General features: G+C 65.7%; 17 protein-coding genes and 1 tRNA gene. 7 read left to right on the top strand and 11 right to left on the bottom strand.

Going from position 1 to position 19,420, the window contains the following annotated elements; all coding sequences use genetic code 11:
* Positions 1 to 204: 204 nt before the first annotated feature.
* Positions 205 to 567, top strand: a complete 363-nt coding sequence (locus BCY78_RS00695) for a hypothetical protein (RefSeq protein ID WP_068296398.1) — start codon at positions 205 to 207, stop codon at positions 565 to 567.
* Entirely contained in the window at positions 564 to 1,175 is a 612-nt protein-coding gene (locus BCY78_RS00690; RefSeq protein WP_068296396.1) for a DedA family protein, read from the top strand. Before BCY78_RS00695 ends, BCY78_RS00690 begins: the two co-directional genes overlap by 4 nt.
* Here BCY78_RS00690 and BCY78_RS00685 read toward each other — a convergent pair.
* A complete protein-coding gene (locus BCY78_RS00685; RefSeq protein ID WP_068296393.1) occupies positions 1,172 to 2,998 on the bottom strand; it encodes an ABC-F family ATP-binding cassette domain-containing protein in 1,827 nt (608 codons plus the stop codon). The genes BCY78_RS00690 and BCY78_RS00685 overlap by 4 nt on opposite strands.
* A 121-nt stretch (positions 2,999 to 3,119) precedes the next feature.
* On the opposite strand from BCY78_RS00685, the gene BCY78_RS00680 reads away from it, so the two are divergent.
* Positions 3,120 to 3,518 carry a YccF domain-containing protein gene (locus BCY78_RS00680; RefSeq protein WP_068296391.1) on the top strand — a complete coding sequence of 133 codons (399 nt, stop codon included), beginning with the start codon at positions 3,120 to 3,122 and terminating at the stop codon, positions 3,516 to 3,518.
* Positions 3,519 to 3,537: 19 nt separating this feature from the next.
* Here BCY78_RS00680 and BCY78_RS00675 read toward each other — a convergent pair whose 3' ends face one another.
* The 5 genes from BCY78_RS00675 to BCY78_RS24490 form a co-directional block, all read right to left on the bottom strand.
* Positions 3,538 to 3,786, bottom strand: a complete 249-nt coding sequence (locus BCY78_RS00675; RefSeq protein ID WP_068296388.1) for a DUF333 domain-containing protein — start codon at positions 3,784 to 3,786, stop codon at positions 3,538 to 3,540.
* A gap of 60 nt (positions 3,787 to 3,846) precedes the next feature.
* A complete protein-coding gene (locus tag BCY78_RS00670; RefSeq protein WP_068296386.1) occupies positions 3,847 to 4,281 on the bottom strand; it encodes a hypothetical protein in 435 nt (144 codons plus the stop codon).
* A 160-nt stretch (positions 4,282 to 4,441) separates the two neighbouring features.
* Positions 4,442 to 6,394 carry a DNA topoisomerase IV subunit B gene (parE, locus tag BCY78_RS00665; protein ID WP_068296383.1) on the bottom strand — a complete coding sequence of 651 codons (1,953 nt, stop codon included), beginning with the start codon at positions 6,392 to 6,394 and terminating at the stop codon, positions 4,442 to 4,444.
* Positions 6,395 to 6,515: 121 nt separating this feature from the next.
* Entirely contained in the window at positions 6,516 to 7,175 is a 660-nt protein-coding gene (locus tag BCY78_RS00660) for a glutathione S-transferase family protein (RefSeq protein WP_068297601.1), read from the bottom strand.
* Positions 7,176 to 7,292: 117 nt separating this feature from the next.
* On the bottom strand, positions 7,293 to 8,912 hold the full coding sequence (locus BCY78_RS24490; RefSeq protein WP_083194739.1) for an alpha/beta hydrolase fold domain-containing protein: 1,620 nt from the start codon (positions 8,910 to 8,912) through the stop codon (positions 7,293 to 7,295).
* Between the two features lie 111 nt (positions 8,913 to 9,023).
* On the opposite strand from BCY78_RS24490, the gene BCY78_RS00650 reads away from it, so the two are divergent.
* The 4 genes from BCY78_RS00650 (at position 9,024) to BCY78_RS00635 (ending at position 12,833) form a co-directional block, all read left to right on the top strand.
* Positions 9,024 to 9,917, top strand: coding sequence for a shikimate dehydrogenase (locus BCY78_RS00650; protein WP_083194738.1), 894 nt, complete (start codon positions 9,024 to 9,026; stop codon positions 9,915 to 9,917).
* A gap of 44 nt (positions 9,918 to 9,961) precedes the next feature.
* Positions 9,962 to 10,948 (top strand): TRAP transporter substrate-binding protein DctP, encoded by a 987-nt coding sequence (gene dctP / locus BCY78_RS00645; RefSeq protein ID WP_068296380.1) that lies wholly within the window; start codon positions 9,962 to 9,964, stop codon positions 10,946 to 10,948.
* A gap of 66 nt (positions 10,949 to 11,014) precedes the next feature.
* Positions 11,015 to 11,545, top strand: coding sequence for a TRAP transporter small permease (locus BCY78_RS00640; RefSeq protein WP_068296377.1), 531 nt, complete (start codon positions 11,015 to 11,017; stop codon positions 11,543 to 11,545).
* Entirely contained in the window at positions 11,538 to 12,833 is a 1,296-nt protein-coding gene (locus tag BCY78_RS00635; protein WP_083194737.1) for a TRAP transporter large permease, read from the top strand. Before BCY78_RS00640 ends, BCY78_RS00635 begins: the two co-directional genes overlap by 8 nt.
* A gap of 54 nt (positions 12,834 to 12,887) precedes the next feature.
* Here the strand turns inward: BCY78_RS00635 and BCY78_RS00630 are convergent, their stop codons facing one another.
* From BCY78_RS00630 to nrdR, 5 genes are all read right to left on the bottom strand, one after another.
* Positions 12,888 to 14,654 carry an acyl-CoA dehydrogenase gene (locus tag BCY78_RS00630; RefSeq protein WP_068296372.1) on the bottom strand — a complete coding sequence of 589 codons (1,767 nt, stop codon included), beginning with the start codon at positions 14,652 to 14,654 and terminating at the stop codon, positions 12,888 to 12,890.
* 147 nt (positions 14,655 to 14,801) lie between these two features.
* Positions 14,802 to 14,876: transfer RNA gene (locus BCY78_RS00625), tRNA-Val, on the bottom strand.
* Positions 14,877 to 15,042: 166 nt separating this feature from the next.
* A complete protein-coding gene (lon, locus tag BCY78_RS00620) occupies positions 15,043 to 17,448 on the bottom strand; it encodes an endopeptidase La (RefSeq protein ID WP_068296369.1) in 2,406 nt (801 codons plus the stop codon).
* 249 nt (positions 17,449 to 17,697) lie between these two features.
* On the bottom strand, positions 17,698 to 18,801 hold the full coding sequence (gene ribD, locus BCY78_RS00615; protein ID WP_255402781.1) for a bifunctional diaminohydroxyphosphoribosylaminopyrimidine deaminase/5-amino-6-(5-phosphoribosylamino)uracil reductase RibD: 1,104 nt from the start codon (positions 18,799 to 18,801) through the stop codon (positions 17,698 to 17,700).
* Between the two features lie 58 nt (positions 18,802 to 18,859).
* The gene (gene nrdR / locus BCY78_RS00610; RefSeq protein WP_068296366.1) at positions 18,860 to 19,327 is read right to left on the bottom strand and encodes a transcriptional regulator NrdR; all 468 of its coding nucleotides are present in this window, start codon (positions 19,325 to 19,327) and stop codon (positions 18,860 to 18,862) included.
* Positions 19,328 to 19,420: the final 93 nt, after the last annotated feature.

Raw genomic sequence — 19,420 nt, 5'->3', positions numbered from 1 at the left:
GTCAATACCGGCTTGCAGAAGGTTACGCCCAGGCTCAATTGCCCCGGATCAAGGCTGATCCTGCCCTCCCGCGGCGTGTCTGTAAACATTCATCGGGCCTGATCAGCAACTTGTCAGAGCGTGTAACATTGGCGCAGGCCCTTTCCCCACAACGGGCGGCGGCATAGGCTGCAGTCAACACCCACCCGCAATGCCGGAGCCCGCATGCCCGCCTCCTCGTCTCCGATCACCCGATGGCTTCTGCGCGGTGGCTTCGTGGCAGCCCTGCTTCTGACCCTGTTCTTCGGGGTGAAGCTGGCGCTGGGTGCCTTCTACTGGTCCGATCCCGCGCATCAGGATCAGGCGCTCGAAGGGTGGATGCCTTTGGGCTATGTCGGCCGGTCCTGGGACGTGCCGCGCGAGGCGATGATGCAGATCGCCGGCGTCGATCCTGAGGGGCGGCCGCGCCGGAACCTCGAGAAGATCGCCGAAGATCAGGGCATCCCGCTGGCCACGCTGATCACCCGGATCGAGACCGGCATCACCGAATGGCGCGCCGAGCAGCCGCAGCTCGAAACGCAACCATGAGCGATTATGTCCTCTCGCTGGTCTCTGATTGGGGCGCCTGGGCGCTGACGATCGTGACCTTCCTGTCCTGCCTCGCCATCCCGGTGCCGTCGTCGATGATGATGCTCTCGGCCGGCGCCTTTGCCGCGACCGGCGACATGGAGCTGATCCCTGCCGCTGCCGGGGCCCTGATCGGCGCGGTGCTGGGCGACCAGACGGGCTATCAACTGGGCAGGGTCGGGTTTCAGCGCGCCGAGGGGTGGCTGATCCGCTCACGCACCCGCGCCTCGGTGCTGGAGCGCGCGCGCGCCTCGGTCCACAAGGGCGGCGGTGTCGCGGTCTTCTTCTCACGCTGGATGTTCAGCGTGCTGGGGCCTTATGTGAACCTGATCGCCGGGGCCGCCGGCATGACCTGGCTCACCTTCACCGTGATGGGCATCGCCGGCGAGATTGTCTGGGTCGTGACCTATGTGGGCCTTGGCTACATGGCGGGCGGACAGCTGTCGCAAGCCAGCGAGATGCTGACCAACGCCTTGGGTCTGGCCGGTTCGCTGGTGGTCACGATCGGGCTGGGCTGGATGCTGATCCAACGGCGGCGCAAACGGCGCGCAGCCGCCGCGCGGGCTTAACCGCCGGCCTTTTCCTCAAGCTCCAGCCATTCCTCTTCGGCCGCAGCCAGCGCCGATTGCCGCTGCTCCAGCATCTCGGTGGCCTTCGCGGCTTTGACCGGCTCACGGGTATAGAGGTCGGCGTCGGACAACAGCTCGGACAGCTTGCCGATCTCGGCCTCAAGCCGAGAAATCTCGGCCGGCAGGGCATCGAGCCGCTTCTTCTCGGTGAAGCTGAGACCCGAAGGCTTCGCCACCGGTTTCGCCGCAGGCTTCGGAGCCTCCGCCTTCACCGGCGCCTTGGCCTTGTCCGCGGGCTTCTCTCCCGTTTCGGACAGAGCCTTCTGCGTCTGGTAATCCGTCCAGCCGCCGGCGTAGGCGGTCACGCGGCCCTCGCCCTCGAAAGCCAGCGTTGTCGTTGCCACGCGGTCGATGAAATCCCGGTCGTGGCTGACCAGCAGCACCGTGCCCGGATACTCCCCAAGGATGTCCTGCAGCAGATCCAGCGTCTCGACATCCAGATCGTTGGTCGGTTCGTCGAGGACCAGCAGGTTCGATTCATGCGCCATGATCTTGGCCAAGAGCAGCCGCGCCCGTTCCCCGCCCGAGAGGCTGCGCACGGCGGCCCGGGCCTGTTGCTCCTCGAACAGGAAGTCCTTGAGATAGGCCACGACATGCTTGGGCGTCCCGCGCACCATCACCTGATCCGAGGTGCCACTCACCCGCATCAGCGGGTCGCCGGTCATGTTCTCCCACAGCGTCGCATTGCCATCGAGGCGCGCGCGGGTCTGGTCGAACACCGCCATCTCCAGATTGGTCCCCATGCGGATCGAGCCCGTATCCGGCGCCATCTCACCGGTGAGGATCTTCAAAAGCGTCGTCTTGCCCGCGCCGTTCGGACCGACGAAGGCCACGCGATCCCCGCGCAGCACCTTCAGGCTGAACTCGCGCAGGATCGGACGGCCATCGAAGCTCTTGGTGATCTTCTCGGCCTCGACCACCAGTTTGCCCGAAGTCGTGCTCGATTCCAGCGCCATCGCGGCGGTGCCCTGACGGCGGATCTGCGAGGCACGCTCGGCCTTCAAATCCTGCAGCGCGCGGACACGGCCCATGTTGCGCTTGCGGCGGGCCGAGATGCCCTCGACCGCCCATTTTGCCTCGTGCTTGATCTTGCGATCCAGCTTGTGACGCGCCTCATCCTCCTCGGACCAGGTCTTGTCGCGCCAATCCTCGAAGGCCGCGAAATTCTGATCGAGCCGGCGCACCTGCCCCCGGTCGACCCAGAGCATCGCCCGGCTTAGCGCATTGAGGAACGCCCGGTCGTGCGAGATCATCACGAAGCCCGCGCGGGTCTCTTTCAGGCGCTGTTCCAGCCATTGGATCGCCTGGATATCCAGGTGGTTGGTCGGCTCATCGAGCAGCATCAGCTCCGGCGCCTCGGCCAACAACTTGGCCAGCGCGGCGCGGCGACGCTCGCCGCCAGAGGCGGTCTCAATGGCGACGGCGGGATCGAAGCCCAGCCCTTCTGCCGCGATCTCGACCTTGTAGGCCTCGGACGGGTCCAGCTGTGACATGGCGAAATCGCCAAGGGTCGCGAAGCCGGTGAAATCGGGTTCCTGCTCCATGTAGCCGACGGTCGTGCCCGGCGTCAGGATGCGGCTGCCCTTGTCGGCCTCGACCATGCCCGCCATGATTTTCATCAGCGTCGACTTGCCCGAGCCATTGCGGCCCACCAGCGCCAGCCGGTCGCCGGGCTGGATCACCATATCAAGGTCGGAAAACAGCGGATTGCCCCCGTAGGTGAGGGAAATGCCAGAGAGCTGGAGAAGGGGTGCAGGTGCCATGCGCGCGGGGCTATCCCGCCCTTGATACGCGGTCAAGAGGATTGCCTTGCGCCCCTTGAAACCGCCGTTCGAAGCGCCATGTAAATAGTCGTAACATTCATGTTGGAGAACGGAGACCTCGATGAATTTGATCCTGAACGTGTTGTGGATCGTGTTGGGCGGCGCCTGGATGGCCGTGGGCTGGCTGATCGCGGCATTGATCATGGCGATCAGCATCGTGGGCCTGCCGTGGGCACGCTCGGCCGTGGTGATGGCGGGCTATTCAATGATGCCGTTCGGCATGCAGGCCGCCGACCGGGCCGAGATCACCGGGCCGGACATCGGCACCGGCGCGCTGGGAACGCTGGGCAACCTGCTATGGCTGGTGCTGGCGGGCTGGTGGCTGGCCTTGGGTCACGTGCTGGCCGCGATTGCCAACGCGATCACCATCATCGGCCTGCCCTTTGCCTGGGCGCATCTGAAACTGGCGGGTTTCGCCCTGTGGCCGGTCGGGCGGACGCTCGTGCCCCGCGCGATCTGACCCGCTAAATGATGCCGCGTCAGCCCGGGGGGTTGGCGCGGTAATACTCCCATTCGTCGACCACCTGCCCGTCCGGCAGATGACACTCGCCGACCTGCCCCTCGGGCGTGTCGCGGATCACGCTCTCCCCGCCCTGTTCGGCGCAATAGACCGAGGCGGGATTGGCCATGTCCACAAGGGCCATGTCGCCCTGCGAGGCCGAGGTTTCGACGCAGCCGGCGAGGTAGCTACCGGCGAGAAGCGGGAGGGTCACGGTTACAATACGCATGCCCTGAGCCTGCCTAAGCGGACCCCGTCCGTCAACTGCCTCGCATCAACTCGCGCGGAGTCACTGACCGCAGCGCTCTTCCAGTGAGGCGAGGTAGCCTTCGACATCGCGTGCCATGGTACTGGAATCTTCAAGCGCCAGAAGGTTGCGCTGCGCCCGCTCACGGTTGACGCCCCAGCAGAATGCCGTCGCCAACCGGAAGCCGCGATCGGCCTCCGCAATGCGGCGGTGGACCAGATCCAGCTCATTGCGGATGATCTGCAGCTCCTGACAGGCGTTGGTCGAGGCGCGACGCGCCTCCAGCCGGTCCCAGACCGCGCTGCGCGTCACCCAGCCAAGACCGGTGTAGAGCAGATCCTCTGTCTCGGTGAGCCATTGGTCGACCGGGACCGCCGCGGTCATGGCATTGCGGAAATGATCCCCGCAAGCGTCGGCGGCGACAGGCGTGGCAGCAGAGGTGGCGGTTAGGCTGGCGATCAAAGCGAGATGGCGCATGGTTTCCCCCGGGGCGATGGGCGAATCCTGCGGGCAGACCCTTAACAAATCGTGTGGAATCTCGATACGATGTCGGGAAAATCCAAAGGAAAGGCGGGGTGAAACCCCGCCCTACGCGCCCTCTGTAGGGTGGGGTTTCACCCCACCGTCGCGCCCCGCCTCAGACGTCCACGTCTTCCACGAAACGCGCATTCTCGCTGATATACTGGAAGCGCAGCTCGGGCTTCTTGCCCATCAGGCGCTCGACCAGATCGCCGGTCTCGCCCGGCACATCCTCGTCGATCGACACCCGGATCAGCTTGCGCTGGTTGGGATCCATCGTCGTGTCCTTCAGGTCCTTCGCATCCATCTCGCCCAGACCCTTGAAGCGGGACACATCGATCTTGCCCTTGCCGCCCAGCCCCTTGGCCAGCCACAGGTCCTTCTCGGCCTCGTCGAGGCAATAGACCCGCTTCGCGCCCTGCGTCAGGCGGAACAGCGGCGGACAGGCCAGATAAAGATGTCCCTGATCGATCATCGGCCGCATCTGCGTGAAGAACAACGTCATCAGCAACGAAGCGATATGCGCGCCGTCGACATCGGCATCGGTCATGATGATGATCTTGTCATAGCGCAGATCGTCGATGCGGAATTTCGAGCCCATCTGAACGCCAAGCGCCTGACAGAGATCGTTGATCTCCTGGTTCTGACCCAGCTTGCCCGAAGCCGCGCCCAGCACGTTCAGGATCTTGCCCTTCAGCGGCAACAGCGCCTGCGTCTTGCGGTCCCGCGCCATCTTGGCGGAGCCACCCGCCGAATCCCCTTCGACGATGAACAATTCGGTGCCCGAGCGGTTGACCGCTGAACAATCGACCAGCTTGCCCGGCAGACGCAGCTTCTTCGTTGCCGTCTTGCGCTGGGTCTCCTTCTCCTGCCGGCGACGCATCCGCTCTTCGGCACGCAGGATCAGGAAGTCGAGGATCGCCCCCGCCGATTTCGGGTCCGAGGCCAGCCAGTTGTCGAAATGGTCCCGCACCGCGTTTTCGACCAGACGCGCAGCCTCGGTCGTGGCCAGACGGTCCTTGGTCTGGCCCACGAATTCCGGCTCGCGGATGAAGACCGAGATCAGCGCGCAACCGCCCGCGGCCATATCCTCGCGGGTGATGTCCTTGGCCTTGCGGTTGTTGATCAGCTCGCCATAGGCGCGGATACCCTTCAGCACGGCGGCCCAGAAGCCCGCCTCATGCGTGCCGCCCTCGGGCGTGGGGACGGTGTTACAATAGGACTGCACGAAGCCGTCGCGCGCGGGCGTCCAGTTGATCGCCCATTCGACCGAGCCCGGCACACCGAATTTCTCCTGGAAATTCACCTTCCCGGCGAAGGGCTTGTCGGCATAGGTCGCGTCCTTGCCAAGCTGCTCGTTCAGGTAATCGGCCAGACCGCCGGGGAAGTGGAACACCGCTTCCATCGGCGTGTCGCCATCCTCGATCGCGGATTTCCAGCGGATCTCGACGCCCGAGAACAGATAGGCCTTCGAGCGCACCATCTTCAGCAGCCGCGAGGGCCGGAAGCGGTGTGAGCCGAAAATCTGCTCATCGGCATGGAAGGTCGTGGTGGTGCCGCGACGATTGGGGGCGGCGCCGATCTCCATCACCGGGCCCAGCGGGATCCCGCGCGAGAAGCGTTGTTCGACCAGCTTGCGGTCGCGGGCCACCTGCACCACCATCGAATCCGACAGCGCGTTGACGACCGAGGCGCCCACCCCATGCAGACCGCCCGAGGTCTCATAGGCCTTGCCCGAGAATTTCCCGCCCGCGTGCAGCGTGCAGAGGATCACCTCCAGCGCCGATTTGCCGGGGAACTTCGGGTGCGGATCAAAGGGCATGCCGCGACCGTTGTCGCGGATGGTGACCGAGTAATCCGCCAGCAGCTCGACCTCGATCCGGTTGGCATGGCCGGCGACGGCTTCGTCCATCGAGTTATCAAGGATCTCGGCCACCAGATGGTGCAGCGCGCGCTCATCCGTGCCGCCGATATACATACCGGGGCGTTTGCGGACGGGCTCGAGCCCCTCGAGCACCTCGATTGAAGAGGCGTCATAGGTCTCGGGCTGGCCGGAGAGGAAATCGGTCATGCTGCTGCTCGACTCTTGGTCTTGGAATTGCCCGCCAATAGACCACCCGCGCCGGTCAGACGCAAGATACAGGGGGCGGAAGGTGGCCGGGGCGTTGCCCGTTTGCCCGACGGACGGGCGCTTACAGGGGCTCTGCTGCGCGCTCTTCCATCATGTCGCGGAAGGCCGGGCGCGACTGACAACGACCGAGCCACGTGCGGATCGCCGGATAGGGCTCCATCGCCGGGGCATGGGCCTGAACATAGCGCACGCACTCGGCCATCAGGATATCCGCCACCGTGAAGCGATCACCGACGAGGAAGTCATGCTCGGCCAGATGCCCCTCAAGGCGCGAGAGCGGGCGCGCCAGCTGCTGCTGTGCCTTGGCCAGCACCGCCTGCCCTTCCTCGGTGTCGGTGCGCTTGAACTGGATCACCTGCAGCATGTCCAGCGCCGGCCCCTCGATCCCGGTGATCGCGGCGAAGGCCCATTGCAGCGCCTCTGCCTCTTCCTCAGCCGAGGCCGGGGCCAGCGGGCCGCCGAATTTCTTCGCCAGATAGAAAGGGATCGCCATCGACTCGGTCAGGACCAGATCACCGTCGACCATCACCGGGATCTGCCCGGCCGGGTTCAGCGTCAGGAAATCGGGCGAGGCCGTGTTGAACGGCGCATCCGCGGCTTGCGGGTGTTCCAGCCGGTAGGCCTGCATCACCGGCACCAGCTCGAACGGCTGGCCCAGTTCACGCATCAGCCAAACGGGCCGGGTCACTCGGGAACGCAACACACCGTAGATCACCACCATCGCCATTCCTCCTGCCGACCGGCCCCCGGTCCAGTGCCGGGGATCCGAGGCTATCACCGCAAACGGCAAGGGCAAGGCGGCACGACCACCCTGCCCGTCACCGACTTTCGCAAAGGCTCAGCCCTGTGCCTTGAGCCAATCCGCCATCTGCTTCAGCCGCACCCGGCTGGCGGTGCAATAATCCATCGCCCGCAGATAGCCGTGGATCAGCCCCTCGCCCTGATCGAGGGTCACCGGCACGCCCGCCGCCCTAAGCGCCTCGGCATAGGCGAGCCCACTGTCGCGCAGCGGATCATTCTGCGCCACGGCGACGAAGGCCGGCGGCAGATCGGCGAGGCTGTCAGCCACCAAGGGCGCGATCCGGGGGTTGCTGCGCAATTGCGTCACGTCGGGCGAATACATCGCGTTGACCGTATCCATGCCCTTCACCTGCAACAGCGGCGCCTCGGCATTCTCGATATAGCTGGGCCGCGACTGGTCGAAATCACAGGCCGGGTAGATCAACAGCTGCGCCGTCACCGTCACGTCGCTGCCCCGCAGGTCCTGCGCCAAGACCGCCGCAAGGTTGCCGCCCGCACTGTCCCCGCCCACGGCGATGCGCGCGGGGTCGATCCCCAGCTCTATGGCCTGCGCCTTGGCCCAATGCGCCACCGCAAGGCATTGATCCGCCGCTGCCGGGAACGGCCGCTCAGGCGCGAGGGCGTAATCGACGCTGATCACCGTTTGCCGGTTCCAGTCGGCGATCCGGGCAGTGATGTCCCAATGCGTCTCGGGCGAGCCCTGCATCCAGGCGCCGCCATGCATGTAGATCAGGCAAGGCTGCACCCCGCCGTCGCGATGACGGAACACCCGCACCCGGACCGGGCCGGCGCTGCTGTCGATCCAATGCTCGGCCGAGCAATCCACGGCTTCCGGCGTCGGCAGACGCATCTCGGCCGCGATCACCTCGAAGCGTTTGCGGCGGTCGGCGGGGCTGGTGCCCGGCGGCAGAACCGCCCATTTCGCGTTCCAGACCTTCAGGAAGGGCTGCAGTTCGGGATCGACCATCGGGGTCTCCTTTGACGTCGGTGTCATGATCGGGGCGGCGTCATCGCGCCGCATGAAACGCAGGACGGCATCGACGGACTGGGCCCGCAGACGCTGCTGGCCCGCGTCGCCAAACAGCGCGTCGCCGAAACTCTCGCTGAAGCTGGGCCGGTTCGAGACGTTGAAGAACGACAGCGCCGAGATGTGCCAATGCAGCTCCAGAGGTGTCACATCCTCACGGAACAGGCCTTCTGCCACGCCCCGCGCACAAATGCGGTCCAGCTTGGAGATGGCGCCCGCGTTTACCCGGCTGATCAGCCCCGAGGCGCGCAGGTTCTCCGCCTTGTGTACGTTCTCGATCATCACCAAGCGGATGAAATCCGGGTTCGAGCGGTGGTGGTCGAAGGTGAATTCGACCAGCGCGCGCAGGGCCTCGGCTGGCGGCAGATGGTCGAGGTCCAGCGCCTCTTCCCCGGCGCGAACCCGCGCATAGGCCGCTTCCAGCACCTCTTGGTAGAGCCGCGTCTTGTCGGAGAAGTAGTAATAAATCATGCGCTTGGACGTCGCCGTCAGCTGCGCGATGTCCTCGACCCGGGTCGAGGCATAGCCCTTGTTGGCGAATTCGGCCGTCGCCGCCTCAAGGATCGCGCGCCGCACGCCCTCAGGGTTCTGCTTCCAGGTCTGACGCCCGGCAATCACTCCCTCGCCCATCGGATTCGGCCTCCTCTCCTCGTCCCGTATTTAACCTATCCGAACATTCCCGTTGACACAATTAACCTGAACGGACATTTTTATCGGGAGGAACGGGGGGAATCGATCCGAATGAGTGCAGAGGCGCATCAGACGCAGGCCGCGAGCGTGCCGGGGGACCAACCCCGCGACGTGGTGCGCGTGGGGCTGATCGGTGCGGGCATCGCCGCCTCCCGGACCCCGCGGATGCATATGGAGGAAGGGCGCGCGCTCGGCCTCGATTACCGCTACGAGCTGATCGACACCGACACCCTGCCCGACAGCCCCTCGATCAAGGCTTTGCTCGACGATGCGCAGGCGCGCGGGCTGGCGGGCGTCAACGTCACCTTCCCGTTCAAGCGGCAGGCCTTGGCGCATGTCGACCGGATCGACGCCAGCGCGGCAGCCGTCGGGGCCACCAACACGATCGTCTTCGGCGATCAGGGTCGGACGGCCTACAACACCGATTACGCGGGCTTTCAGCGCGCGTTTCTTGCCGGCATCGGCACCCTGCCCTTCGGCGCGGTGCTGCTGATCGGCGCCGGTGGCGCGGGTGGCGCGGTAGCCAATGCGCTGCTGGACGCCGGCACGCAGATCCTCTTCGTGCATGACACCGACACCACCAGTGCCGAAGCCTTGGTGGACAGCCTGAACGCCCGCCTCGGGGCCGGACGCGCGCGGGTCGCCGGCGATCTGCGTGTCGCTTGCGCGGCGGCGGACGGTGTCGTCAACGCGACCCCCATGGGCATGGCCAAGCTGCCGGGCACACCGCTCGACATGACGCTGGTCGAGCCGCGCCATTGGGTCGCCGACATCGTCTATTTCCCGCTGGAAACAGCGTTTCTGGCCGGCGCCCGCGCCAAGGGCTGCCCCACGATCGACGGCTCGGGCATGGCGGTGTTCCAAGCCGTCGTCGCCTTCGAGCATTTCACCGGACTGACCCCGGATCCCCAACGGATGCGGACAACCTTCGACAGTTTCACCTGATACCCCGGCCTCGGCCGGGTCCTGAACGCAGATGGGAGGAGCACATGCGTTTGACCTTCAAGACCACTCTGGCGACCAGCCTGATCGCCCTGACCCTTGGTGCCGGCGCCGCGCAAGCGACCGTCGACCTGATCTATTCGGACACCGTGCCGGAAACAGACGTGCGCTCGCAGCTGCTGCACACGGAATTTGGCGATTGCCTCGGTGACGAGTTCAACTTCCAGCCCTATCACGGCGCCACTCTGGTCGCCCAAGGGACCGAGCTGACCGCCATGCAGCGCGGCAACCTCGATATGGCCAACCTCGCCATCTTCGACTTCCAGAACCAGGTGCCGGCGGTCGGCATCCTCGGCATGCCGTTCCTGTTCCGCGACTACGAGCACATGCGCGCGGTCTATAACTCGGACGTGCTGGATGACCTACTGAACGAGACCGCCGCCGAGACCGGCGTGCACTTCCTCGCCTTCCCCTATATCGGCGCGCGCCACCTGTCCTACATCGGCGACACCCGCCTGATGACCCCGGCCGAGCTGTCGGGCCTGCGCCTGCGCATGCCGGGCGGTGAAGGCTGGCAATTCGTCGGTCAGGCGATGGGCGCAAACCCGGTGCCGGTGCCCTTCACCGAGGTTTACACCGCCCTGCAAACCGGTGCGATCGACGCGCAGGACAATGGCTTCCCGGCCACCAACGCCATGCATTTCAACGAGTTGATCAACCACATCGCGCTGACCAACCACCTGATTGCGGCCAATGAATTCGTCATCTCGCAGTCCAAATGGGACAGCATGACCGGCGAGCAGCAAGAGCGCGTGCAGATGTGCGCCGACCGCTTCGAGGCCGCCATCGACGCCGAGACCCTGCGTCTGGAGAACGAGATCCGCGCCCAGTTCGAAGCGCAGGGCACCATCGACATCTACACCCCCGACCTCGCCGCCTTCCAGGCGCATGCGGTCGAGATGTACGGCAATTCGGACTATTCGGCCGCCTGGCCGGACGGTCTGGTCGAGGCCATCAACGCCGTCGGCCAGTAAGCCCAACCTGGGCGGCGCCCCCTTCGGCGGGGCGCTGCCACCCCTTCGCAGCCGAAAGCCCCTGTCATGTCCAGCCTTGCCCCCATCCTTGGATGGTTGCAGCGTCGCGCCGAGAATTTCATCGCGCTGCTGCTGTTGGGAATGTTTCTGACCTTCCTTCTGCAGATCACCTTCCGCTACCTGCTGGCCCTGCCGGTGAGCTGGACCAACTGGACGGTCGAATTCGTCTCCATCGCCTGGCTCTGGGGAATCCTGTTCGGCTATGCCTTCGTGGTGCGCGATGCCGACATCATCCGGCTGGACATCGTCTACAACATGCTGCCGCTGGGCGTCCGCCGCGTCTTCGACGTGCTGACCGGGCTGACCGTGGCTGCCATCCTGTTGTGGACGCTGCCGAAATGCTGGGACTACGTGGAATTCATGTTCCGCGAGCGCACGCCCGCGCTGCGCATCCGCTTCAACTATGTCTTCGCCATCTACATGGCCTTCGCGGGCGCGGTGATCGTCCGCTCGCTGCTGAATGTCGTCGGTGCGATCACCGGCAAGGGCGGCCGCTACCAGACCCCGAGCCACCCCGAGGGCCATGATTATGATTGATCCCTTCACCCTCTCCATGGTGCTGATCGTCGCGCTGGCGATCATGGGCCAGTCGATCGGCGTCTCGATGCTGGCGGGCTCGTTCGTCTACCTGTTGGCCAAGGGCCTCGACCCCTCCATCGCCGCCGAGACCATGCTGCAGGGCCTGTTCAACGGCTACACGCTGCTGGCCGTGCCGCTCTTCATCCTTGCCGCCGACATCATGAATATCGGCTCGCTGGCCGACCGGCTCTTGCGCTTCGCCCAGGCCCTCGTCGGGCGCTTCAAGGGCGGGCTCGGGCATGTGAACGTCGTGTCCTCGGTGATCTTCTCGGGCATGTCCGGCTCGGCCGTGGCGGATGCCGTGGGCATGGGCAAGATCATCATCACCATGATGACCAAGGACGGGAAATACACCCCCTCCTATGCCGCCGCGATCACTGCCGCGACCGCCACGGTGGGCCCGATCATCCCGCCCTCGATTCCGATGGTGCTCTATGCCCTCGTCTCCGAGCAATCGGTCGGCTACCTCTTCGCCGCCGGCATCCTGCCGGGCCTGTTCATGGCGCTGATGATGGGCGTGACCAACGCTGTGATGGCCCGCAAGCGCGGCTTCCCGACGGACAATTCTATCCCGCTGCGCGAGTTGCCCAAGATCACCTGGCAGGCGATCCCGGCGCTGATGCTGCCGGTGATCCTGCTCGGCGGGATCTATGGCGGGGTGATGACCCCGACCGAGGCCGCCGCCGTCGCCGCCGCCTATGCGCTGGTGATCTCGGTGGTGCTGTACCGCTCGGTCTCGGCCCGCGCCTTCTATCAGGCGCTGCTCGGCTCGGCGCGCTCGACCGCCTCGGTCGGCATCCTGATCGCCGGGGCCATGGCCTTCAACTACGTCATCACCCGCGAGAACGTGCCGGACACGGTGGCGGCGGTTCTGGACGGGATGAACCTCTCGGCCGTGAGCTTCCTCATTGCGGTGAACGTGCTGTTCCTGATCCTTGGCTGCGTGCTGGAGGCGGGCGCGCTCTTGCTGATCGTCGTGCCGATCCTGATCCCGGCGGCGCAGGCCTTGGGCATCGACCTCGTGCATTTCGGGGTGGTGCTGGTGGTGAACGCGATGCTGGGGCTGATCACGCCGCCCTATGGCTTGCTGCTGTTCATCGTGGCTTCGATCACCAAGCAGCCCTTGGTGCCGATCATCAAGGACCTGACGCCCTTCATCCTGATCCTGATCGCGTCGCTGCTGTTCATCACCTTCTCGCCAGATTTCGTGCTCTTCGTACCCCGATTGCTGGGCTACGGCGGCTGACACCGGCTCGAGAGGCAGGGCGGCGGGCTGAGGCACCCGCCGCCCTGCGCCTATTCAGAAAGCCAGAACGGGCACCGGCGCGCTGAGGGCCAGCGCGAAGGCCCGCTCAGCGCGCGGCAATTCCGAACCGAGGAAGAAGCGCGCGAGGGTGCGGCGTTCCTGTCCGAACTCGGTCGTGGGATCCGCCTTCAAGGCCTGATCAAGCAGCATCCATCCGACCAGCACCTGCCCGAACCCGTCGAGCAGATCCGTCGCCACCCCCTGCCAATTCCCCCGCGCGATCTGAGGTAGCGCAGTGCGGACCTCGCCGAACCGGGCCCATGCGGCCTGAAGCAGCGCGGCTTCGGGTGCCAGCTCGCCTGCCGCGGCGACGGTCGCCGCGATCCGCGCATCGAGCTGATCCAGCCCCGCGCCCTGCTCCTTCATCAGCTTGCGCCCGAGGAAGTCGATCCCCTGAATCCCCGTCGTCCCCTCATGGATCGGGTTCAGCCGCTGGTCGCGATACAGCTGCTCCACGTCGAAATCGCGGGTATAGCCATAGCCGCCATGCACCTGAATGCCGATTGCGCAGGCCTCAAGCCCCTGCTCCGAGCTCCATGTCTTCGCCGCCGGGGTCAGCAGACCCAGCAGCGCATCGGCGGCGCGGCGGGCCTCGGGCGTCGGCGCAGAATTGCGATCATCGACCAGCCGGGCGCAGAACAGGATCAGCGACAGCGCGCCCTCGGCCAGCGCCTTCTGCCGGGTCAGCATCCGCGCGACATCGGCATGCGCTGCAATCGGCACCGGCGCGCCCTTGGGATCGCTGCGCCCCTGCAGACGGGTGCGCGCATACTCGACGCTCACCGCATGCGAGCGCATCGCCAAAGCCGCCGCGCCGAGGCCCACCCCGATCCGAGCCTCGTTCATCATGTGGAACATGATCGCCAGCCCCTGCCCCGCCTCGCCGACGAGCCAGCCGACAGCACCGGCCTTGCCGCCCGGCGCGAACCGCGTGCCCTCGCCGAAATTCAGCAGGCAATTCGTCGTGCCGCGATAGCCCATCTTGTGGTTGAGGCCCGCCACCGCGATGTCATTGCGCTCGCCGCCCGGCAGATGCTTCGGCACGACGAACAGCGACAGGCCGCGCGTCCCCTCGGGCAGTTTGCCATCCGGACCGGGGATCTTCGCCAGCACCAGATGGTGGATCGTCTCGCTCAGGTCATGATCGCCGCCCGAGATCCACATCTTCGTGCCCGTGAGCCGGTAGCGCGCGCCGAGATCATCCTCGCCCTCGGGCTCGGCCCGCGTGCGCACATCAGCCAGCGAAGAGCCCGCCTGAGGCTCGGACAGGCACATGGTCCCGCAGGCCGTGCCGTCCAATTGCTTGGGCACAAAGGCCGCGATCTGCGCCTCGGTGCCGTAGCGCGCCATCAGGCGGGCATTGCCGAGGGTCAGCATAGGATAGCCGGCGCTGGCGACATTGGCGGCCATGAAACTGCCCGAAGCCGCGAGCTGCACAAGTTCCGGCAGACCAAGCCCACCCAGCTTCTCCGGGAAGGGAGCGGCGACGAACCCTGCCTCGGCATGGGCCTTCAGCGCGGGGGCGATGGCCTGCAGCGCGCGCACCTCGCCGTCCTGCGTGAGGTAGGGCTCCTCGCGGTCGGCGGTCTTGTAATGCGGCAGGAAATGCTCCTTCGCCATGCGGTCGGCGAGCGACAGGAAGGCTCCGACGGCCACGCGGTCCAGATCGGCATGCTCGGGCCGGGCGAGAACCTCGTCGAGGCCCAGCCAGTCGAACAGCAGGAAGTCGACCAGCCCCTCGGGCAGCAATTGATCCGTCATGGCATCCCCCCTTCGCCTCCCCTCCTCCGAGGGATGACACAGGGGTAGCGGCGGTGGTCAGGCGGAACAAGCGAAAGGCAGGACGACGCAGCGTCAGGGGCATAGCAAAAAGCCGAGGCGCGGGGCCTCGGCTTTTCGGAAACTGGATGGTGGGCGATAACGGATTTGAACCGCTGACATCTTCGATGTGAACGAAGCGCTCTACCGCTGAGCTAATCGCCCCCCGTGGCGCGGTCTATACCGAGTCGCGCAGCCGGGCTCAAGAGGCCGCGCACAGAAAATGACAGGTTTTTTGCGCTCGCACTGGAAAGCCTGCCAAACCCCTGCCCCGGCACGAAAAAACCCGCCCCTTGGGAGGGCGGGTTCGATCATTTCTGCAAGCCTGCGCTCAATGCGCGGTGGCCGACGACCCGGGCTCTGAGCGGTTGAGCCGCGCCAGCAGCGCCGCCTCTTCCGCCGCGGCGTCCCAATCGATGGCCACCGGCTGACGCACCAGAGCATGCTCCAGCACCTCGCGCACATGGCTCACCGGCACGATCTCCAGACCCGCTTTCACGTTGTCCGGGATCTCGGGCAGATCCTTGGCGTTCTCGACCGGGATCAGCACCTTGGTGATGCCGCCGCGCAGGGCCGCCAGCAGCTTCTCCTTCAGGCCACCGATGGCCGAGGCATTGCCGCGCAAAGTCACTTCGCCGGTCATGGCGATATCCTTGCGCACCGGAATGCCGGTCAGCACCGAGACGATCGCCGTGACCATGGCCAGACCCGCCGAGGGGCCGTCCTTAGGCGTCGCGCCATCGGGAACGTGGACGTGGATGTCCATCGTCTCGAAGGCGGGCGGCTTCACGCCGATCTGCGGGCTGATCGAGCGCACATAGCTCGACGCCGCGTCGATCGATTCCTTCATCACGTCGCCGAGCTTGCCGGTGGTCTTCATGCGACCCTTGCCCGGCAGTTTCAGCGCCTCGATCTGCAACAGATCGCCGCCGACCTGCGTCCAGGCAAGACCCGTCACCACGCCGACCTGATCTTCCTTCTCGGCTAGGCCATAGCGGTGCCGCGGCACGCCGAGGAAGTCGTCCAGGTTCTCGGCCGTGACTTCGACCTTCGTCTCCTCGCGGCGGACGATCTTGGTCACCGCCTTGCGGGCGATCTTCGACAGCTCACGCTCGAAGTTCCGCACGCCGGCCTCGCGGGTGTAGTGCCGCAGGACTGCCGTCAGCGCGTCATCCGAAACCTCGAGCTCGTTCTTCTTGAGCCCGTGGTTCTTGATCGCCTTCGGCAGCAGGTGCCGGCGGGCAATCTCGGCCTTCTCGTCCTCGGTGTAACCGGCGAGCGGGATGATCTCCATCCGGTCCAGAAGCGGCCCGGGCATGTTGTAGCTGTTGGCCGTGGTCAGGAACATCACGTCCGACAGATCGTATTCCACCTCAAGATAGTGGTCGACGAAGGTCGCGTTCTGTTCCGGGTCCAGGACCTCCAGCATCGCCGAGGCCGGGTCGCCGCGGAAATCCTGCCCCATCTTGTCGATTTCATCGAGCAGGATCAGCGGGTTGGTGGTCTTGGCCTTTTTCAGCGCCTGAATGATCTTGCCGGGCATCGAACCGATATAGGTCCGACGGTGGCCGCGGATCTCGCTCTCATCACGCACGCCGCCGAGCGAGATGCGGATGAACTCGCGCCCCGTAGCCTTGGCGACCGAACGCCCCAGCGAAGTCTTGCCGACACCCGGAGGGCCGACGAGGCACAGGATCGGGCCCTTCAGCTTGGCCGAGCGCGATTGCACCGCGAGGTATTCGACAATGCGTTCCTTGACCTTGTCGAGGCTGTAATGATCCTCGTCGAGGATCTTCTGCGCGCGGTGAAGATCCTTCTTCACGCGGCTTTTCACACCCCACGGCAGGGCAAGCAGCCAGTCGAGATAATTGCGCACGACGGTGGCCTCGGCCGACATCGGGCTCATCGACTTCAGCTTCTTCAGCTCGGCTTCGGCCTTCTCGCGCGCTTCCTTCGAGAACTTGGTGTTCGCGATGCGCTGCTCCAGCTCGGCCAGCTCGTTCTGGCCGTCGTCGCCTTCGCCCAGCTCCTTCTGAATGGCCTTCATCTGCTCATTCAGATAGTACTCGCGCTGGGTGCGCTCCATCTGCGACTTCACGCGCGACTTGATCTTGCGCTCGACCTGCAGGACCGAGATCTCGCCCTCCATCAGGCCATAGATCTTCTCCAGCCGCTCGGCGATGTCGAGCGTCTCAAGCAGTTCCTGCTTGCGCGGCACCTCGACGCCGAGGTGACCCGCTGCAAGGTCAGCCAGACGTGCGGGCTCACCGGCATCGGCAATGGCGCTCAGCGCCTCCTCGGGGATGTTGCGCTTGATCTTGGCATAGCGTTCGAAGTCGTCGCTGACCGAGCGGGTCAGGGCCTCAACGACATCCTCGTCGCCTTCGGTCTCGACGAGATATTCGGCCTCGGCCTCGAAATGCTGGTCGTTCTCGACGAATTCGGTGATGCGCACGCGGCTCTTGCCCTCAACGAGCACCTTCACGGTGCCATCGGGCAGGCGCAGCAGCTGCAGCACGGTGGCGAGAACGCCAACGCGATACATGCCTTCCGGCGTGGGATCCTCGGCCGCATGGTCGATCTGGGTCACCAGCAGGATCTGCTTGTCCTCGCGCATGACCGTCTCAAGCGCCCGCACGGATTTGTCGCGACCGACGAAGAGCGGCACGATCATGTGCGGGAAGACGACCATGTCACGCAGCGGCAGCACTGCATAGGCGGTGGTGTGGTTTGTCATAACCTACCTCAACTCAATTACGGCGCCCTGCTGCCAACACCATATCCCGTGGACATCGCACCATTTGGCGCAAGGTCTTGGGCACCAGGGCTCCCGTTCACCGGTATATCTGGGATCGGTAAACGGGGAATTCAACTCCAGCCGGAACAGACTGTCGTCGCATCATGGCACAAGTGTGCGGCTACAGGGGCCGTTTTGCGAAGTGGTGATAAAAGCGTCATCTTCCGGTTGCAATATGCGATCTTTCGATCAGACGCCTTGGCTGTACTGCCATTCGTGCAGCAGATCGGCGCCCAGTTGCTCGACGCCCGTGAGATGCCAGTCCGGCGCGCCCAGCCGCGTGACGCCCATCGCCGCCAGCCCCGCCGTACCATCCGCCCCGAACAACCGCCCGGCCGAGAACACCGCCAGCCGGTCCGCCAGCCCGCTCCGCACCAGCGAGGCCGCCAAGCCGCCGCCGCCTTCGCAGAACACCCGCGTCAGGCCGCGCGCCGCCAACTGACCCAAGGCGTCGCCGATATCGATCCGGCCCAGCGGATCGGTCGCGCATTCGATCAGCTCGGCACCCGTCGAGCTCCAGGCGACGCGGGCCGAGGGCGAGGCCTGCGGGCCGTGCAGCATCCAGACCGGGGTCTCCAGAGCGGTCCTGCCCAGCCGGCCCTCGGGCGAGACGCCCAGCCGAGAATCCGCCACCACGCGGACCGGCTGCCGGCTCACGCCCAGCTCCCGCACCCGCAAGTCAGGATCATCCGCCCGCGCAGTGCCTGAGCCCACCATCACGGCATCATGCCGCGCGCGCATCAGATGGACGCGCCGGCGCGCCTCGGGCCCGGTGATCCAGCGGCTCTCGCCAGTGGCGGTGGCGATCCGCGCATCCAGCGTCAGCGCCAGCTTCAGCGTCACCAGCGGCCGCCCCCGCGTGATCCGGCCAAGGAAGCCCGCATTTACCCGCCGCGCGGCCTCGGCCTCGATATCCCCGGTGACCGCAGTCCCCGCAGCGCGCAGCATGGCGTGACCGCGCCCGGCGACCCGCGGGTCCGGGTCCGTCAGCGCCGTCACCACCCGCGCCACGCCGGCGGCGATCAAGGCCTCGGCACACGGCGGAGTGTGACCGTGATGGGCACAGGGCTCCAGCGTGACATAGGCGGTCGCCCCACGCGCCGCCTCGCCCGCCTGCGCCAGCGCGCGGACCTCGGCATGCGGCCGCCCGCCCGGCTGGGTCCAGCCGCGCCCGACGACGATGCCGTCGCGCACTATCACGCAGCCCACGGCGGGATTGGGCCAGACATTGCCCAAGCCCCGCGCGCCAAGCGTCAGCGCAAGGCGCATGAACCGACGGTCGGTGTCGCTCACCCCCGCCCCCTTTTCACCTTGTTCCAAATACTCAAATCGACGGCGCCCGACCCGCGGCTCACTCGTCGTTCAGCATCGGTGGCCGCAGCTCCGAGACGAATTTGTCGAAATCGTCCGCGGCCTGGAAGTTCTTGTAGACGCTGGCGAAACGCACATAGGCCACGGTATCGATCCGCGCCAGCGTTTCCATGACGATCTCGCCGATCACCCGGCTGGGCACATCCGTGTCGCCCATCGATTCCAGCCGCCGGACAATGCCCGAGATCAGCTGCTCGATACGCTCAGGCTCGATCGGGCGCTTCTGCATGGCGATCCGGATCGAGCGTTCCATCTTGTCGCGGTCAAACGGCTCGCGCTTGCCCGAGGATTTGACCACCACGAGGTCGCGCAGCTGAACCCGCTCATAGGTGGTGAAACGACCGCCGCAGGCCGGGCAGAAGCGGCGTCTGCGGATCGATACGTGATCCTCCGCCGGGCGGGAATCCTTGACCTGGGTATCGACATTTCCGCAAAACGGGCAGCGCATGACCTCTCCATCGGGGTGGCTGACGACAAATCCACAGGGACTATAGGCAAACCGCCAGACCTTGGGTAGGCCAAAATACCTGACCCCAGATCC

This window comes from Pararhodobacter sp. CCB-MM2, from assembly GCF_001691415.1.
Lineage (GTDB): Bacteria > Pseudomonadota > Alphaproteobacteria > Rhodobacterales > Rhodobacteraceae > Pararhodobacter.
This window is presented reverse-complemented; position numbering and strand designations above follow the sequence as displayed.

Coding starts and splice junctions, on each gene's coding strand:
- BCY78_RS00680 (WP_068296391.1), top strand. CDS start 3,120: ATGAATTTGATCCTGAACGTGTTGTGGATCGTGTTGGGCGGCGCCTGG.
- BCY78_RS00685 (WP_068296393.1), bottom strand. CDS start 2,998: ATGGCACCTGCACCCCTTCTCCAGCTCTCTGGCATTTCCCTCACCTAC.
- BCY78_RS00670 (WP_068296386.1), bottom strand. CDS start 4,281: ATGCGCCATCTCGCTTTGATCGCCAGCCTAACCGCCACCTCTGCTGCC.
- BCY78_RS00635 (WP_083194737.1), top strand. CDS start 11,538: ATGATTGATCCCTTCACCCTCTCCATGGTGCTGATCGTCGCGCTGGCG.
- parE (WP_068296383.1), bottom strand. CDS start 6,394: ATGACCGATTTCCTCTCCGGCCAGCCCGAGACCTATGACGCCTCTTCA.
- BCY78_RS00650 (WP_083194738.1), top strand. CDS start 9,024: ATGAGTGCAGAGGCGCATCAGACGCAGGCCGCGAGCGTGCCGGGGGAC.
- nrdR (WP_068296366.1), bottom strand. CDS start 19,327: ATGCGCTGCCCGTTTTGCGGAAATGTCGATACCCAGGTCAAGGATTCC.
- BCY78_RS00675 (WP_068296388.1), bottom strand. CDS start 3,786: ATGCGTATTGTAACCGTGACCCTCCCGCTTCTCGCCGGTAGCTACCTC.
- BCY78_RS00690 (WP_068296396.1), top strand. CDS start 564: ATGAGCGATTATGTCCTCTCGCTGGTCTCTGATTGGGGCGCCTGGGCG.
- BCY78_RS00695 (WP_068296398.1), top strand. CDS start 205: ATGCCCGCCTCCTCGTCTCCGATCACCCGATGGCTTCTGCGCGGTGGC.
- BCY78_RS00630 (WP_068296372.1), bottom strand. CDS start 14,654: ATGACGGATCAATTGCTGCCCGAGGGGCTGGTCGACTTCCTGCTGTTC.
- lon (WP_068296369.1), bottom strand. CDS start 17,448: ATGACAAACCACACCACCGCCTATGCAGTGCTGCCGCTGCGTGACATG.
- BCY78_RS00660 (WP_068297601.1), bottom strand. CDS start 7,175: ATGGTGGTGATCTACGGTGTGTTGCGTTCCCGAGTGACCCGGCCCGTT.
- dctP (WP_068296380.1), top strand. CDS start 9,962: ATGCGTTTGACCTTCAAGACCACTCTGGCGACCAGCCTGATCGCCCTG.
- BCY78_RS00640 (WP_068296377.1), top strand. CDS start 11,015: ATGTCCAGCCTTGCCCCCATCCTTGGATGGTTGCAGCGTCGCGCCGAG.
- BCY78_RS24490 (WP_083194739.1), bottom strand. CDS start 8,912: ATGGGCGAGGGAGTGATTGCCGGGCGTCAGACCTGGAAGCAGAACCCT.